We start from the raw sequence: 16,643 nt of genomic DNA on the forward strand, positions 1-16,643 counted from the left end.
GATCTGGAGAGAGACGAACATGGCCGCACATCAAGGGCCATGACGTCCACCGAAGGGGATAGTTCGCTTCTGGCCCCGGCCCGATGCGGATCAAGCTCTCAGGTACCGTGACAGATGGGGCGCCGATGCCGGTTTCACCGGCGGTTCGGCGACTCTAACCCACGGGAGCCTGACAACTATCATGCCACACATCGCGATCATCGGCGCCGGCATCACCGGCGTAACGACGGCCTATGCCCTGCTTGAACGCGGCTACAAGGTGACTGTCCTCGACAGGCATCGCTACGCCGCGATGGAAACCTCGTTCGCCAATGGCGGACAACTCTCCGCCAGCAACGCCGAGGTGTGGAACAGCGCCGCGACCATCCTCAAGGGGCTGCGCTGGATGCTGAGAAGCGACGCGCCGCTGCTGATGAACCCGAAGCCGAGCTGGCACAAATATTCCTGGATCGGCGAGTTCGTAGGCCACATCACGCGCTATCGCGGCAACACCATCGAGACCACGAAGCTCGCCATCGAAGCGCGCAAGCATCTGTTCTCGATCGCAGAGCGCGAAAACATCGCCTTCGATCTCGAACGCCGCGGCATCCTGCACGTCTATCACGACAGGGCCGGCTTCGAAGCCGGCCTCAAGGTCAACACGCTGCTGCAGCAAGGCGGGCTCGACCGCCGGCCGGTGACCCCGGACGAGATCCGCGTCATCGAACCCGCGCTGCAGACAACCTGCTATGGCGGCTTCTTCACGCCGTCGGACGCGATCGGCGATATTCACAAATTCGCGCGTGGGCTTGCCGACGCCTGCATCCGCCGTGGCGCGAGCTTCGTCCATGAAGCCGACGTCGACACGATCGCACACGGCGATGACGGCTTCCGCATCGGCTGGAACGAAGCTGCTTCACATGATGCTGCGGTCGCGACGCGCCAGCAGCTACAGGCGGACGGGATCGTGATTTGCGCCGGCGTGGCGAGCCGCCACTTCGCCAGCCTGCTCAACGACCGCGTCAATGTCTATCCGGTGAAGGGCTATTCGATCACGGTGCAACTCGATGCGCCGCAAAGCCGGAATGCGGCCCCAACCGTCAGCCTGCTCGATGAAGCTGCGAAGATCGTCACCAGCCGGCTCGGCGCCGACCGCTTCCGCGTCGCCGGCACCGCCGAGTTCAACGGCTTCAACCGCGACATTCGCGCCGACCGCATTCAACCGCTGGTGGACTGGGTGCGGCATCATTTCCCGGAGATCGACACGTCGAAAGTCGTGCCATGGGCGGGCCTGCGCCCGATGATGCCGAACATGATGCCGGTGGTTCGCGCCGGACGGATTCCGGGCGTGTTCTACAATACGGGCCACGGTCATCTCGGCTGGACACTGTCGGCGGCAACGGCGCAGATGGTGGCCCAGGCGATCGACGATTGGCGCGACCTCGACACGCCGCCGATGGCGCCGACGTTCGGTGCCGGGCTCGACGTGCCCGCCGACGCGCGCAAAGCTGAAATCAATCCACCTTCCAGTGGACTGCTTCAAACTTCACCGGAGGAATAATCGCGGCCAACAGGACTGATTAGCTGCACCGCAAAATCCGCAGCACCGATGGCATGGGACTTGCTCAAGTTCTACCGTGAGTCTGCTACCATCTGTGCTACGGTCTGGTGTGCAACGGTCCCGCTGGGGACTTCATCGACCACAACCCAACGGATCAAATTTGCTCGGATATCTGCTTCGCCGCATCCTCGCCGCCATTCCCGTGATGGGCGTGGTGGCTCTGTTCGTGTTCCTGTTGCTGCGGCTGACGCCGGGCGACCCGGCCGCCATCCTCGCCGGCGACAACGCGACTCCCGAACAGCTCGAACGCATTCGGACCTCGCTTGGTCTGAACGAGCCGATCTACATCCAGTTCTACACCTGGATCGCCAAGTTGCTGCACGGCGACCTCGGCGTCTCCCTGATCTCGAACAAGCCGATCCTCGAAATGATCGTCCCGCGCCTCGAGCCCTCGATCTCGGTCGCGCTGGCCACCATCATCCTCTCGATCCTGGTGGCGGTGCCGCTCGGCGTGATCGCGGCGTGGAAGCACGGCACCTGGATCGACCGCTTCGTGATGGGGCTTTCCGTGCTCGGCTTCTCGGTGCCGGTGTTCGTCATCGGCTATGTGCTGATCCAGATCTTTGCGATCGATCTGCGCTGGGTTCCGGTACAGGGCTTCAAGAGCATCTCGGCCGGCTTCGGTCCGTTCTTCCAGCGCCTCATCCTGCCGACCTGCACACTCTCCTTCATCTATGTCGCGCTGATCGCACGCATGACGCGGGCCTCGATGCTCGATGTGCTCGGCGAGGATTACGTGCGCACGGCGCGGGCCAAGGGCATCGGCGAGACCGGCGTGCTGCTGCGCCATGCGCTGCGCAACGCCGCCGTGCCGGTCATCACGGTGATCGGTTCCGGCTTCGCGCTCTTGATCTCCGGCGTCGTCGTCACCGAGAGCGTGTTCAATCTGCCCGGCATCGGCCGCCTCACCGTCGATGCGGTGCTGGCGCGCGACTATCCGGTGATCCAGGCGATGATCCTGTTGACGTCAGGTATCTACGTCGCGGTCAATCTGTTGATCGACCTCGCCTACACCCTGCTCGATCCTCGTATCCGGTACTGAGCAATGGCGATCGAAACCCTTCCCGAATCCTCGCTTCCCGTCACCCGGCCGTTCCGCGTCAAGTTCGGCTTCCTGACGTCGACGCCGATCATCGCGGTTGCGACGATCAGCCTCGCCCTCATCATCCTGATGGCGATCTTCGCACCGCTGCTTGCGCCGCATGATCCTCTGCTGCTGACGCCGTCGCAGCGGCTGAAGCCGTCGAGCGCGCAATATCTGCTCGGCACCGACGCCTATGGCCGCGACCTGTTGTCGCGCATCATCTACGGCGCACGGATCTCGCTGGTGATCGGGCTCGGCGCCGCCGTCTGCTCGATCGCCATCGGTCTTCTGATCGGCCTCGTCGCCGGCTTCTTCCGCTGGGTCGATGCGGTGCTGATGCGCGTGATGGACGGCCTGATGGCGATCCCCGCCATCCTGCTCGCGATCGCCGTGGTGTCGCTGTCGGGCGCCAGCATCTGGACCGTGATGGTCGCGATCACCATCCCCGAGATCCCGCGCGTGGCGCGGCTGGTGCGCTCAGTGGTGCTGACCGCACGCGAGGAGCCTTATGTCGAGGCCGCGATTTCGCTCGGCAGCAGCCTGCCGAAGATCATGTGGCGGCATTTGATGCCGAACACGATCGCGCCGCTGATCGTGCAAGGCACCTATGTCTGCGCGTCCGCGATCTTGACCGAGGCGATCCTGTCGTTCCTCGGCGCCGGCATCTCGCCGGAAACGCCGACATGGGGCAACATCATGGCCGAGGGCCGCGCCTATTTCCAGGTCAAGCCGTCGCTGATCTTCTGGCCGGGGCTGCTGCTCTCGATCGCCATTCTCAGCGTCAACCTGATCGGCGACGCCGCCCGCGACGCGCTCGATCCCCGCATGAAGCAGCGTGAGGGCAAGTGACGGCTTCAGCTCTTCTGAAGCCGTCATTCCGGGGCGATGCGAAGCATCGAACCCGGAATCTCGAGATTCCGGGTCTGGTGCTGGCGCACCATCCCGGAATGACAGTGGGTAAATTCCTTCGCAGCGCCAAGAGACCCTGACATGACCAACGTCGTCCTCGACATCAGCAATCTCGTCGTCGGCCTCGGCCGCAAGGCGGATGCGCATCGCATCATCGACGACCTCTCGCTGCAGGTACGTGAAAGCGAGACGCTGTGCCTGGTCGGCGAAAGCGGCTCGGGCAAGTCGGTGACATCGCTCACCGTGATGGGCCTGCAGCAGAAGGGCACGCTGGTGCCGTCTGGCGGCAGCGTCAAACTGGTCGGCGAGGAACTGCTCACCGCCAGCGACCGGCGGCTGCGGCAACTCCGCGCCACGCGGATGGCGATGATCTTCCAGGAGCCGATGACCGCGCTCAATCCCGTGGTGCCGGTAGGCCGCCAGATCGACGAGGTGCTGCGCGCCCACACAGATCTCGATGCCCGCGCACGGCGCCAGAGGATTTTGGCGATGATGGAGCATGTGCGGCTGCCGGACGTGGAGCGCATCTTCTCCTCCTACCCGCACCGCCTGTCGGGCGGCCAGCGCCAGCGCATCATGATCGCGATGGCGCTGGTGCTGGAGCCGAAGCTCCTGATCGCGGACGAGCCGACCACCGCGCTCGACGTCACCACCCAGAAGCAGATCCTCACCTTGATCCGCGACCTGCAACGCGATCACGGCACCGCGGTTCTGTTTATCACCCACGACATGGGCGTGGTGGCCGAGATCGCCGACCGCGTCGCGGTGATGCGGCACGGCCGCCTGGTCGAAACCGGCCCGCTGCAGGACGTGCTGCGCAATCCGAAGATGGAGTACACCCGCAACCTCTTGTCCTCGGTGCCGAGCCTGGTGCCGCGCGCGCCGCGCCCGGAGACGACCGAGCCCGTGGTGCTGGAAGCCAACGAGCTCAGCAAGGTCTACCGGGAGCGGTCGCTGTACGGCAAAGCCCGCGAGGTCGCCGCCGCCAGCAACGTCACGCTCACTCTGCGCAAGGGCCGCACGCTCGGCATCGTCGGCGAAAGCGGTTCCGGCAAGTCGACGGTGGCGCGCTGCATCGTCCGCCTGATCGATCCGACCTCGGGCGGGGTACGCCTCGCCGGCCGCGAGATCTCCGACCTGTCGCGCCGGCTGTTGCAGCCGCATCGCCAGAAGATCCAGATCATCTTCCAGGATCCCTACCGCTCGCTCAATCCGCGCGTCACTGTCGGCGAGAGCATCGCGGAAGGCCCGGTCAATTATGGCATGCCGCGCAAGGACGCGCTGGCGCGGGCGCGCGAGCTGCTCGAGCTCGTCCATCTGCCGCCCGACGCGATCTCGCGCTATCCGCACCAGTTCTCCGGCGGCCAGCGCCAGCGCATCGCGATCGCGCGCGCGCTGGCGCTCGATCCCGACGTGCTCGTCGCGGATGAGGCGGTGTCCGCGCTCGACGTCTCGGTGCAGGCGCAGGTTCTGGATCTGCTTGACGAAATCCAGCGCCGGCTGGGCATCGCGCTGCTGTTCATCACGCATGATTTGCGCGTCGCCGCACAAATCTGCGACGACGTCGCCGTGATGCAGCATGGCCGCGTCGTGGAACAGGGACCGGCCGCCGAGGTGCTGACCAATCCGCAGCAGGCCTATACCCGCGCGCTGCTCGATGCGGCGCCCGGACGCGATTGGGACTTCGCCAACTTCCGCCCCGTTTCGGAAGGCATTGTGGCGACGGCCTAGGTCTTTAGCCTCAAGCCTTTCCGCCCACAGGGCATGCAAATCCGCTGGTGCTCCCCGGCTTGCGCTGGGCGCGACGACACGCTTAACGTCGCGCGCTAGAGCGTGGCCCTGAAGGTGGACGCCGGTCTTCCCCGGAGATCACGCTCCAACCAAACAGATGAGATCATGACGCGCGTCGTTATGATCGCATCATGATCGAAGAAACGTATCGAGACCGACTTGATGACCCGCATTGCCGTTGGCGGCTTCCTGCACGAGACCAATACCTTCGCACCGACGAAGGCAACCTATGACGATTTCGTGCATGGCGGCGGCTGGCCGTCGATGAGGCATGGCGCCGACGTGCTCAAGGTCATGCGCAAGATCAATGTCGGCCTCGCCGGCTTTGTCGAGGCGGCGGAAGCCAATGGCTGGGAGCTGGTGCCGACGATCTTCGCCGCGGCGAGCCCGTCGGCGCATGTCAGCAAGGATGCGTTCGAGCGGATCGTGACGGAAATGGTCGACGGCATCGCCGCGGCCGGACCGATCGATGCCGTCTATCTCGACCTGCACGGCGCCATGGTCACCGAGCATTATGACGACGGTGAAGGCGAAACGCTGGCCCGCGTGCGCAAGGCGATCGGCAACGAGCTGCCGCTGGTGGCGAGCCTCGATCTGCATGCGAATGTCTCGCCAAAGATGATCGAGCATGCCGATGCGCTGATTGCCTACCGCACCTATCCGCATGTCGACATGGCCGAAACCGGCCGCGCCTGCGCCCGGCATCTGGCGCTGATGGTCAAGTCCAGGCAGCGCTTCGCAAAGGCGTTCCGGCAATTGCCGTTCCTGATCCCGATCAGCTGGCAATGCACCAACGACCAGCCGACCAAGGGCATCTATCAGAAGCTCGCCGCCCTCGAGAGCGACGCGGTGCCGACGCTGTCGTTTGCGCCGGGCTTCCCGGCCGCCGATTTCAGGGATTGCGGGCCGAGCGTATTCGCTTACGGCCGGACCCAGGCCGATGCGGATGCCGCCGCCGACAAGGTCGTCGCCCTGGTCGAGAGCCATGAGGATGATTTCGACGGCCGGATCTATTCGCCCGACGAAGGCGTGCGGCTGGCGATGGAACTGGCGAAATCGGCCAGCAAGCCGATTATCATCGCCGACACCCAGGACAATCCCGGCGCCGGCGGCGATTCCGACACCACCGGCATGCTGCGCGCACTGGTGCGCAACAGGGCGAGTGCCGCAACCGGCGTGATCTACGACCCGCAATCCGCGAAGGCCGCGCACACCGCCGGTGTCGGGGCATCAGTCACGCTCGAGCTCGGCGGCAAGTCCGGCATTCCCGGCGACGCGCCATACCGGGAGACTTTTGTCGTCGAGCAGCTCTCGGATGGAAAATTCGTGGCTCCCGGTCCCTATTTCGGCGGCCGCGACATGGACATGGGCCCCTCGGCCTGCCTGCGGGTCGGCGACGTCCGCGTCGTGGTCGGCTCCTACAAGGCCCAGCTTGCCGACCAGGCGATGTACCGCTATGTCGGCATCGAGCCGACGGCACAGAAGATTTTGGTCAACAAGAGCTCGGTGCACTTCCGTGCCGATTTCGAGCCGATCGCCGAGAAGCTCTTGATCTGCGCCGCTCCCGGCGCGATGCCCGCCGATACCGCCACGCTGCCGTGGAAACATTTGCGTCCCGGCATTCGTATCAAGCCGAACGGCCCTACTTTCACACCCACCTCCCCATCACGCACAAACGGATAGAGAGCCATGCCGACCATTGAGCGCATCGACAGTTTTGCCGACGAACTCACCGCGATCAGACGGGATCTGCATGCGCATCCCGAGATCGGCTTCGAGGAGGTCCGCACCTCGGGCATCGTCGCCGACAAGCTGACGAGCTGGGGCATCGAGGTGCATCGCGGCCTCGGCGGCACCGGCGTGGTCGGTGTGCTCAAGGGCAAGGGCAACAGCACCAAGAAGATCGGCCTGCGCGCCGACATGGACGCGCTGCCGATGGAGGAGAACACCAATCTGAAGTGGCGTTCGACCATCCCCGGCCGCTTCCACGGCTGCGGCCATGACGGCCACACCACGATGCTGCTCGGCTCGGCGCGCTATCTCGCCGAGACCCGCAATTTCGACGGCACCGTGCATTTCATCTTCCAGCCGGCCGAGGAAGGCCTCGGCGGCGCCCGCGCCATGATCAAGGACGGCCTGTTCAAGCAGTTCCCCTGCGACGAGGTCTATGGCCTGCACAACGCGCCGGACCTCAACCATGGCGAGATCGCGATCCTGCCGGGCCCGGCAATGGCCGCAGCCGACTTCTTCGACATCAGGATCCAGGGCTACGGCGCGCATGGCGCGATGCCGGAGCGCTCCAAGGACGCGGTCGTGATCGCAATGACGCTCGGACAGGCGTTGCAGTCGATCGTCAGCCGCAACGTCGATCCGCTGCAGGCTGCGGTGCTGTCGATCACGCAGATCCATTCCGGGTCGGCGTACAACGTCATTCCCGGCGAAGCCTGGATGTGCGGCACGGTGCGCTGCTTCTCCGACGAGATTCGTGAGCTGATCCGCAAGCGCATGCGCGAAATCTCCGCCGGCTTTGCGGCGGCATATGGCGCCGAAATCTCGGTCGAGATCCGCGACGGCTTCAGCGTGCTGGTGAATCAGGAAGAGCAGTCCCGCGTGGTCGAGGAAGTCGCGCGCACCGTCGTCGACCCGGCCAAGGTCATCACCCGCTCGACACCCAAGATGGGCAGCGAGGATTTCGCCGACATGATGCAGGCCATTCCCGGCGCGTATTTCTGGGTCGGCCATGACGGCTCCGTGCCCGTTCACAATCCCGGTTACGTTCTCGACGACAAGATCCTGCCGATCGGCGCCAGCATGTTCGCCCGCATCATCGAGAAACGCATGCCGGCAGGTGCGCATGCATAAGCCCAAAGGGGACGCCATCACGTCGCTGCACGATCTCTCCGCCGTCGACCTGCTCGCCGGCTATCGTGCCAAGCAGTTCTCGCCGTCCGAGGTGCTGGAGGAAATCATCTCCCAGGTCGCGACCTGGGAGCCGCACATCAAGGCGCTGTATTTGTACGACCCGGAAGGGGCGCGGAAGGTCGCCAAGACCTCGACCGAGCGCTGGCAGCAGGCCGAGCCGGCCGGCACGCTCGATGGCGTTCCCGCCACCATCAAGGACAATGTCGCGACCAAGGGGCAGCCGGTGCCGCTGGGCGCGGCGAGCGTCAAGCTGGCGCCCGCGGAGAAGGATGCACCGCCTGCGGCGCGGCTGCGCGAGGCCGGCTGCGTGATCTTCTCCAAGACCACGATGCCGGACTACGGCATGCTGTCGTCGGGCCTGTCCTCGTTCCATCCCCTGACCCGCAATCCCTGGGATGTCAGCAAGAACCCCGGCGGCTCGAGCGCCGGCGCGGGCGCGGCAGGCGCTGCCGGCTATGGTCCCTTGCATCTCGGCACCGATATCGGCGGCTCGGTGCGGCTGCCGGCCAACTGGTGCGGCCTCGTCGCATTGAAACCGAGCCTCGGCCGCGTGCCGATCGACCCGCCCTATGTCGGCCGCGTCGCCGGTCCGATGACCCGCACCGTCGACGACGCCGCGCTGATGATGAGCGTATTGTCGCGTCCCGATCGCCGCGACGGCATGAGCCTGCCGGCGCTCGAGGTGAACTGGAAGGCGCTGGAGAAGTCGCCGCGCAAGCTGCGCATCGGGCTGATGCTCGACGCCGGCTCCGGCCAGAAGGTCGAGAAGGAGGTTCGCGAGGTCGTCGTGAAGGCTGCGAAGGCGTTCGAATCCGCCGGCGCCGTCATCACCGAGATCGACGGCATCCTGACGCCCGAGATGCTCGAAGGGCTCGACAATTTCTGGCGCGCTAGGACCTGGGACGAGCTGTCGAAACTGTCGCAGGCCGACCGCGGCAAGACCCTGCCCTACATCCTCAACTGGGCAGAAGCCGGCGCAAAGCTCTCCGGCGTCGATGTGGTGCGCGGCTTCAACATGACGATGGCGATCCGCGCGGCCGCCGCGAAATTGTTCTGCGAGGTCGACTACGTGATCTCGCCAGTATCGCCGGTGGTGAACTTCCCGGCGGAGTTCGCCGCGCCGCTCAACGACCCGGCAAAGCCGTTCGAGCACATCTGCTTTACCGTGCCGTGGAATATGTCGGAGAACCCGGCGCTGTCGATCAACGCCGGCTACGACAAGAAGGGCTTTCCGATCGGCGTCCAGATCATCGGCCGCCGCTTCGACGACATCGGCGTGCTCGGCATGGGCAAGGCGTTCGAAGGCCTGCGCGGCCCGCAGAAGCCGTGGCCCGCGCCGCCGAAGAAGTAAAGCAGCGCCTCAACGCAAGTCAGGATGCGCGGAGCCAGGCCCGCGCATCCCTCTTCTTCACAACGGATGATTGCCGGGTTAACTGGATGGAGACGCGCGCCAGCGCCGTTCATTCAAGAAAACCGAGAGGAAATCATCCCCATGGCGTATGAGACGATCAAGTACGAGGTCGCCGAGCAGATCCTGACCATCACGCTGAACCGGCCCGACAAGCTCAACGCCTTCAACGCCACGATGCAGCAGGAGCTGATCGACGCGTTCGACAAAGCCGACAAGGACGACGACGTCAGGGCCATCATCGTGACCGGTGCGGGCCGCGGCTTCTGCGCCGGCGCCGATCTTTCCTCCGGCGCCAACACGTTCGACCGCGATGCGCGGCGCGGCCCGGTCAAGCGCAATGCCGACGGCAGCGTCGACTACAGCGATCCGCAGGTGCGTGACGGCGGCGGGCAAGTGACGCTGCGCATCTTCAAGTGCCTGAAGCCGGTGATCGCCGCCGTGAACGGCCCGGCGGTCGGCATCGGCGTCACCATGCAGCTTGCGATGGATATCCGCATCGCTTCCGACGCCGCGCGCTTCGGCTTTGTGTTCTCCCAGCGCGGCATCGTGCCGGAAGCCGCATCGAGCTGGTTCCTGCCGCGCATCGTCGGCATCTCGCAGGCGCTGGAATGGTGCTATTCCGGCCGCGTCTTCCCGGCGCAGGAAGCGCTTGCCGGGCGGCTCGTCAGCAAGGTGGTGCCGCCGGCCGATCTGCTGCCGACCGCGCGTGCACTCGCCAAGGAGTTCGCGGCCAAGACCGCGCCGGTATCGGTGGCGCTGATCCGCCAGATGATGTGGCGCATGATGGGCGCCGACGATCCGATGGAGGCGCACAAGGTCGACAGCCGCGGCATCTATGCCCGCGGCCGCTCCGACGACGTCAAGGAAGGCGTGGGTGTCGTTCCTGGAAAAGCGCCCCGCGCAGTTCAAGAATAAGGTGTCGTCGGACATGCCCGACTATTTCCCGTGGTGGCAAGAGCGCGACTATAAGTGAACGAACGGCGTCAAGCGGCGTCCACACTTGACGGCGTCGTCCTGCTGCACGGCATCAGCAGGACGGCGCGCTCGTTTCGCAGGATGGAGCTGGCACTGAAGGCTGCCGGCTTTGCCACCCTCAATCTCGACTATGATAGCCGGCGCAAGCCACTCGACGTGTTGGCCCAGGACATCCGCCCCTCGCTCGATCGGTTCGCAGAGAGCCTCGACGGCTCCGTGAACTTCGTCTGCCATTCCATGGGCGGGCTTCTGGCGCGCGTCTATCTGGCAAGGCATCGCCCGGCGCGGCTCGGCCGCGTCGTGATGCTGGGCACGCCGAACGGCGGCAGCGAGATCGCCGACCGCCTGAAGAACCTCGCGGCTTATCGCGCCTATTTCGGTCCGGCCGGGCAGCAGCTCGTCACCCGCCGCGATGCCGCAACCAGCGCGCTGCTGCCGCCGATCGATTATTCCGCCGGCATCATCGCCGGCAACCGTTCGGTCTATCCGATCACCTCCATGGCCCTGCCGCGGCCGCATGACGGCCGGGTGTCGGTCGCCAACACCAGGCTCAAGGGCATGGCCGATCACATCGTGATCCGCACCTCGCATCCCTGGCTGGTGCGCAACAAGGAAGCGATCGCGCAGACCATCGCGTTCTTGCAAGAGGGGAAATTCAGCACAAATCGTCGGGTGGACTAGGCGCGAGCGTTACCCATCCTGTGCAGCTTGAGCATGGCATAGACCGCATTGTTGGCTGGCGTAGGAATGCCAAGCGGGCGGGCGAACTCCACCACCTTTCCGGCGAGCCAGTCGAGTTCGAGCCGGTTACCGCGTTCGAGATCGTGCAGCATGGAAGCCTTGAAGGTGGGCGGCGATGCTTCCGCGAATTTCATTCGGTCCTCGGCAAAATTCTCCGGAATCGGAACGCCCCTGGCACGGCCGACCGCCACCACCTCGCTCATCAGGCTGTAAAAGAACGCTCGCGTATCCGGGTCGGCCAGGATCGGCCCCAGCGGCTGGCGAGTCGTTGCGGTCGCGCCTGATAGTCCGACGAGGAATACAAATTTCTGCCAGCGCTCGCGGTCAATCCCGTCGGACACCGAGATGTCGATGCCGGCCGCTTGAGCGGCGTCGGCAAAGGCCTTGAGGCCGTCATCGGGCTTACCGTCGGTTCTGCCGCAGACCATGCGCGCGAACTGGCTCGTGTGGGTGACGACGCCAGGCGCGGACAGCACTGTAGCAATGTAGGCACTTCCAGCGACCACGTTGTCGGCGCCGAGAATCGGGGCGATCCTCTCGGCGCTATCGACCCCGTTTTGCAGCGGGATCACCCGGGTGCGGGGTCCGACCAGGGGGAGAGACGACCTAGCTGCCGTCTCGCTGTCCCAAAGCTTGACCGCGAACAGTACGATATCGACAGGGCCGACCGTGGCTGGATCATCGGTCACGTTGGGTTCGGGCAAATGAAGATTGCCGAGCACACTCTCGACCTTGAGACCGTTTTTCCTGATCGCCTCGAGGTTGGAGCCGCGTGCGATAAAGAACACGTCGTGCCCTGCCGCAGCCATACGTGCTCCGAAATAACCGCCGAGGGCACCGGCCGCCATCACAGCGATACGCATGTCATATCCTCCCCCCTGCAACGACACTCAGCCGGCAGAGGATATCACGCGACGGACCCGGGTTCGATTCCCTGAACGTCAGGCCCATCGCGTCATTTGGCTGCACTGCAGAATTTGGACACTGTGGATTCACGGCCTCGTCAGCAGCGCCACACGCCCGATCGCCTTGCGCTCGATCAACAGCCGCATCGCCTTCGCATAGTCTTCCAGCGGCAGCCGGTGCGAGATATTCGGCCGCACCCGGCCGGCCTCGGCCCATTCGCTCAGCGCCTTGAACCTGACCTCGCCGAGTGCGGGATCCTTGCGCACTGCCTCGCCGGCGCGAACGCCGAGCACGCTCGCGCCCTTGATCATCAACAGATTGGTGCGGGCAAGACCGATGCCGCCGGTGAAGCCGACGACGAGAATCCGCGCGCCCCAGTTGATGCAGCGCATCGAGTTCTCGAACACCTCGCCGCCGACAGGATCGAACACGACATCGGCGCCGCGACCGTCGGTGAGGCGCTTGACCGCATCGCGGAACGGCTCGCGCGCATAGAGCACGAGATGGTCCGCGCCGCGCGCCTTGGCGATCGCAAGCTTGTCCTCGCTCGAAGCCGCGGCGATCACGGTGGCGCCGAGCAGCTTGCCGATCTCGACCGCGGCAAGTCCGACGCCGCCGCCGGCGCCATGCACCAGCAGCACCTCGCCCGGCTTGATCTGCCCGCGGTCGATCAGCGCATGATAGGCGGTGCCATGCGCGGCCAGGAAGGTCGCGCCTTCCGCGTAGTCGAAAGTCGACGGCACCGGCACGAGCTGCGACGGCGTTGCAACCGTCTCGTCGCAATAGGCGCCGAAGCGCATCTTGACGATCACCTTGTCGCCGACGGCGACACCGGATGCTCCATTGACCTCGACGACATCGCCGGCGGCTTCCGAGCCCGGCGTGAACGGCAGCGGCGGCTTAAGCTGGTACTCGCCCGCGGCCATCAGGATGTCGGGAAAGTTGATCCCGGCGGCCCGGATCGCAACCCGCACCTGGCCCGGCTGCAAGGGCACCGAGGCAAAGTTCTCGAGCTGCAGACGCTCGGGCGGGCCGAGCTCGCGGCAAACGACGGCTTTCGGCATCAGGCGGCCCGCGCCTTGAGGCGTGCCAGCGCCTCCCGGATCAGCGGCAAGCGGTCGTTGCCGAAATACATGTCGGTCTTGTCGAGATAGATCGTCGGCGAGCCGAAGCCGCCGCGCGCCATCACCTCCTCGGTGTTGGCCTTGAGTTGATCCTTGATCGCCTGGTCGCCGATGCCGGCAAGGAATTGCGCCGGATCGATCCCGAGTTTAGTGCAGATCTCGGTCAGCACCGCATCCTGCGAAATGTCCTTGTCGTCACCCCAATAGGCCTCGAACACCGCGCGGGCGAACGGCACCATCTTCTCGTTGCCGAGAAGGATGCAGCCGCGCATCGCCTTGACGCTGTTCACCGGGAACACGGTCGGCGGCATCTTGATCGCAAGGCCGGCCGAGCGCGCCCAGTCGGTGAGATCCTTCTTCATGTAGCGCGCCTTCAGCGGCACCGGCTTCTCGCGCTGCGCGTAGACCGACGGGTTGACGGTGTTGAAGATGCCGCCGACCAGGATCGGCCGCCAGGTGATCGGAGCGTCGAACTCCTTCGCGAGCGGCTGGATGTTGTGCCAGGCGAGATAGGTCCACGGGCTGGAGCAGTCGAAGAAGAATTCGATCATGGCGTTTCCCTTTGTCTTTTCCACATTCATTCTCGTCATTCCGGGATGCACCGCAAGGCGCAGGGCTCGCGACTGTGTCGCGCCGCGGAATAACGGGCATCATTTCTTCTCGACCAATTCCTTCGCACGCTGGCCGAACATGTTCTTGCGTGATTCCTCGTCAAACGGCTCCTTGACGAATTTTCCGATCGCAAGCCCCGCCTGCACCTGCGGGCGGGCGCGCACGGTGACGTACCAGCGCTTGATGTTCGGGAAATCGTCGAGGGTAAAACCCTGCGCCTTGTGGGTCATGGTCCAGGGAAAGCAGGCGATGTCGGCGATCGAATAGTCGTCGCCGGCGATATAGGCGCCGGTCCTGCCGAGCTGGCGGTCGAGCACGCCATAGAGCCGCGCGGTCTCGTCGCGGTAGCGCTCGATCGCGTAGGGAATCTTCTCGGCCGCATAGAGCGCGAAATGGCCGTGCTGGCCGAGCATCGGCCCGAGGCCGCCCATCTGCCACATCACCCATTGGATGACGTTCGACCGCGCACGCAACTCCCGCGACAGGAAACGGCCGGTCTTGTCGGCGAGATAGATCAGGATCGCGCCGGTCTCGAACACCGAGAACGGCCCGCCGCCGTCGGCCGGTTGATGGTCGACGATGGCGGGGATCCGGTTGTTCGGGCTGATCGCCAGGAATTCGGGCCGAAACTGCTCGCCGGCGCGGATGTTCACCGGGATCACCTTGTAGGGCAGCCCCAGTTCCTCCAGCATGATCGAGATCTTCCAGCCGTTCGGCGTCGGCGCGTAGTGCAGGTCGATCATCGGCGTTCTATTCCCCATCACAAAGACTTTTGTTGTTCTGTACCTCCACCTTAGGACATGGCACACAGGCCCTCAATCAGAACCCAACGGGAGGCACCCATGCTGTTTCCAACGACGATCGCAGGCTCGCTGCCGAAGCCGGAATGGCTGGCGGAGCCGAACATGCTGTGGGCACCCTGGAAGTCGGAGGGCGCCGAGCTCGCCCGCGCCAAGCGCGATGCCACGGTGCTCGCGGTCAAGCTGCAGGAAGATGCCGGCGTCGACATCGTCACCGAAGGCGAGCAGGCGCGCCAGCATTTCGTGCACGGCTTCCTGGAGCGGATCGAGGGCATCGATTTCGCCCACAAGGTCGAGATGGGCATCCGCAAGGACCGCTATAAGGCGATGGTGCCGCAGGTGGTCGCACCGCTGCAGCTCAAGGGACGCGTCCACGAGAGCGAGGCCCGTGCGGCCCGCGCGCACACCAGGAACCGGCTGAAATTCACCATGCCCGGCCCGATGACGATCATCGATACCATCGCCGACAAATATTACGGCGACCGCGTGAAGATGGCCTTCGCTTTCGCCGAGCTTTTGAATCAGGAGGCGAAGGCGTTGCAGGCCGACGGCGTCGACATGATCCAGTTCGACGAGCCCGCCTTCAACGTCTACATGGACCAAGTGCGCGACTGGGGCATCAAGGCGCTGGAGCGCGCCGCCGAAGGTCTGACCTGCGCCACCGCCGTGCACATCTGCTACGGCTACGGCATCAAGGCCAACACCGACTGGAAGCAGACGCTTGGCGGCGAGTGGCGGCAATACGAGGAGACGTTTCCCGTCATCGACAAGAGCACGATCCAGCAGGTCGCGATCGAATGCCGCAACTCGAAGGTGCCGATCGAACTGCTGGCGGCACTCCCCGGCAAGATCGTGCAGGCCGGCGTGATCGACGTCGCCAGCGACGAGATCGAAACCGCGGAGGACGTCGTCAAGGTGATCGAGGCGGTCGCGAAGCACGTGCCGAAGGGCAACATCATCGCGACCACCAATTGCGGCATGGCGCCGATGCGGCGGGACATCGCGGAAGCCAAGCTGATCGCGCTGGGCGCCGGTGCCAAGCTGGCGCGGCAGCGGCTGGCGTAAGGATGACGCCGGCCAATCAACCCAGAACGGCCATCGCGCTCGGATGCAGCACCGGCCGGTAGCCGGCCTGGAAGGCGCGCAACGTCGATGGCGGCGTCAGCAGCATGGCCGGCTCGGGTACGTCGGCCCGGCTGTAACCGGCGAACGACCAGCGCAACGTGGCGCCGTCGGCGACGAGGTAGCTCTCCCCGCTCGCCTGCACCATCGTCCCATCGGGCAAGTCGCGCAATCGCATCGGCAGCGGATGCAGCCGCTTCTTGCCGCGGTCGAGCCGCTCGGCGTGCAGCACCGCATCCATCGCCTTGGCGCTGAGATCGCTTACGCCGTTGCCCTGCTCCAAGCAGCTGCGAAACCGCTTGGCATCGTCACGGCGGCAGTAGAAGCAGGGCCGGTGTCCGGCCGCGAACGCGGTGGCCTCATCGAGGAAGAACAGCTCGGTCCAGCTCTGCCGGCTCATCACCTCGCGCCGCCGTCCCCTGAACTCGCAGACGCAGGTGAGCCACGCCGGGCTCGACCAGCGCTTGTTCAGCAGCGTGCGCGTCGCCGGATCGTGGATGATGCCGCGATTGCCGGTGAAGGTGCCGCGATGGTCGGTCGCGACGATGTCGCCGGTGGGCGTGACGCGGTTTTGCAGGGGCATGTTTCTTACTTCCCCCTCGCCCCGCTCTTGCGGGGAGAGGGTTGGGGTGAGGGGCTTGTCCGC

Annotated in this window: 14 protein-coding genes, 1 pseudogene and 1 riboswitch; of the genes and pseudogenes, 10 read left to right on the plus strand and 5 right to left on the minus strand. The window is 65.1% G+C overall.

All coding sequences use genetic code 11. The features are described 5' to 3' along the window. Nucleotide 1: 1 nt before the first annotated feature. A riboswitch (glycine riboswitch) is annotated at nt 2–116 on the plus strand. Between the two features lie 65 nt (nt 117–181). From ACVI1L_RS39370 to ACVI1L_RS39410, 9 genes and pseudogenes are all read left to right on the plus strand, one after another. After that, nucleotides 182–1,540, plus strand: coding sequence for a D-amino acid dehydrogenase (locus tag ACVI1L_RS39370; RefSeq protein WP_456785276.1), 1,359 nt, complete (start codon nt 182–184; stop codon nt 1,538–1,540). Between the two features lie 160 nt (nt 1,541–1,700). Continuing rightward, nucleotides 1,701–2,642 (plus strand): ABC transporter permease, encoded by a 942-nt coding sequence (locus ACVI1L_RS39375; protein WP_028336105.1) that lies wholly within the window; start codon nt 1,701–1,703, stop codon nt 2,640–2,642. Nucleotides 2,643–2,645: 3 nt separating this feature from the next. Beyond that, nucleotides 2,646–3,533, plus strand: coding sequence for an ABC transporter permease (locus ACVI1L_RS39380; RefSeq protein WP_456785277.1), 888 nt, complete (start codon nt 2,646–2,648; stop codon nt 3,531–3,533). A gap of 141 nt (nt 3,534–3,674) precedes the next feature. After that, nucleotides 3,675–5,324 carry an ABC transporter ATP-binding protein gene (locus ACVI1L_RS39385; RefSeq protein WP_456785278.1) on the plus strand — a complete coding sequence of 550 codons (1,650 nt, stop codon included), beginning with the start codon at nt 3,675–3,677 and terminating at the stop codon, nt 5,322–5,324. 222 nt (nt 5,325–5,546) lie between these two features. Next, nucleotides 5,547–7,067, plus strand: a complete 1,521-nt coding sequence (locus ACVI1L_RS39390; RefSeq protein WP_456785279.1) for a M81 family metallopeptidase — start codon at nt 5,547–5,549, stop codon at nt 7,065–7,067. Between the two features lie 6 nt (nt 7,068–7,073). Then, nucleotides 7,074–8,246, plus strand: a complete 1,173-nt coding sequence (locus tag ACVI1L_RS39395; RefSeq protein WP_076830174.1) for a M20 aminoacylase family protein — start codon at nt 7,074–7,076, stop codon at nt 8,244–8,246. Further along, nucleotides 8,239–9,657, plus strand: a complete 1,419-nt coding sequence (locus tag ACVI1L_RS39400; RefSeq protein ID WP_057019085.1) for an amidase — start codon at nt 8,239–8,241, stop codon at nt 9,655–9,657. Before ACVI1L_RS39395 ends, ACVI1L_RS39400 begins: the two co-directional genes overlap by 8 nt. 141 nt (nt 9,658–9,798) lie before the next feature. Beyond that, nucleotides 9,799–10,690, plus strand: a pseudogene (locus ACVI1L_RS39405) (crotonase/enoyl-CoA hydratase family protein). Continuing rightward, nucleotides 10,687–11,373, plus strand: coding sequence for an esterase/lipase family protein (locus tag ACVI1L_RS39410; RefSeq protein ID WP_456785280.1), 687 nt, complete (start codon nt 10,687–10,689; stop codon nt 11,371–11,373). The pseudogene ACVI1L_RS39405 and the gene ACVI1L_RS39410 overlap by 4 nt, the downstream one beginning before the upstream one ends. On the opposite strand, the gene ACVI1L_RS39415 is transcribed toward ACVI1L_RS39410, so the two are convergent. The 4 genes from ACVI1L_RS39415 to ACVI1L_RS39430 form a co-directional block, all read right to left on the minus strand. Next, nucleotides 11,370–12,296 carry a ketopantoate reductase family protein gene (locus tag ACVI1L_RS39415; RefSeq protein ID WP_456785281.1) on the minus strand — a complete coding sequence of 309 codons (927 nt, stop codon included), beginning with the start codon at nt 12,294–12,296 and terminating at the stop codon, nt 11,370–11,372. The genes ACVI1L_RS39410 and ACVI1L_RS39415 overlap by 4 nt on opposite strands. A gap of 129 nt (nt 12,297–12,425) precedes the next feature. After that, nucleotides 12,426–13,403, minus strand: coding sequence for an NADPH:quinone oxidoreductase family protein (locus ACVI1L_RS39420; RefSeq protein ID WP_456785282.1), 978 nt, complete (start codon nt 13,401–13,403; stop codon nt 12,426–12,428). Then, a complete protein-coding gene (locus tag ACVI1L_RS39425; protein WP_168856778.1) occupies nt 13,403–14,014 on the minus strand; it encodes a 2-hydroxychromene-2-carboxylate isomerase in 612 nt (203 codons plus the stop codon). Before ACVI1L_RS39425 ends, ACVI1L_RS39420 begins: the two co-directional genes overlap by 1 nt. Before the next feature lie 99 nt (nt 14,015–14,113). Next, entirely contained in the window at nt 14,114–14,818 is a 705-nt protein-coding gene (locus tag ACVI1L_RS39430) for a glutathione binding-like protein (RefSeq protein WP_456785283.1), read from the minus strand. Nucleotides 14,819–14,917: 99 nt separating this feature from the next. Here ACVI1L_RS39430 and ACVI1L_RS39435 point away from each other — a divergent pair, with 99 nt between their 5' ends. After that, nucleotides 14,918–15,940 (plus strand): methionine synthase, encoded by a 1,023-nt coding sequence (locus ACVI1L_RS39435; RefSeq protein WP_038383315.1) that lies wholly within the window; start codon nt 14,918–14,920, stop codon nt 15,938–15,940. 16 nt (nt 15,941–15,956) lie between these two features. Here ACVI1L_RS39435 and ACVI1L_RS39440 read toward each other — a convergent pair whose 3' ends face one another. Beyond that, the gene (locus tag ACVI1L_RS39440; RefSeq protein WP_456785284.1) at nt 15,957–16,580 is read right to left on the minus strand and encodes a hypothetical protein; all 624 of its coding nucleotides are present in this window, start codon (nt 16,578–16,580) and stop codon (nt 15,957–15,959) included. Nucleotides 16,581–16,643: the final 63 nt, after the last annotated feature.

The sequence above is a fragment of the Bradyrhizobium sp. USDA 4516 genome (genome assembly GCF_054055915.1).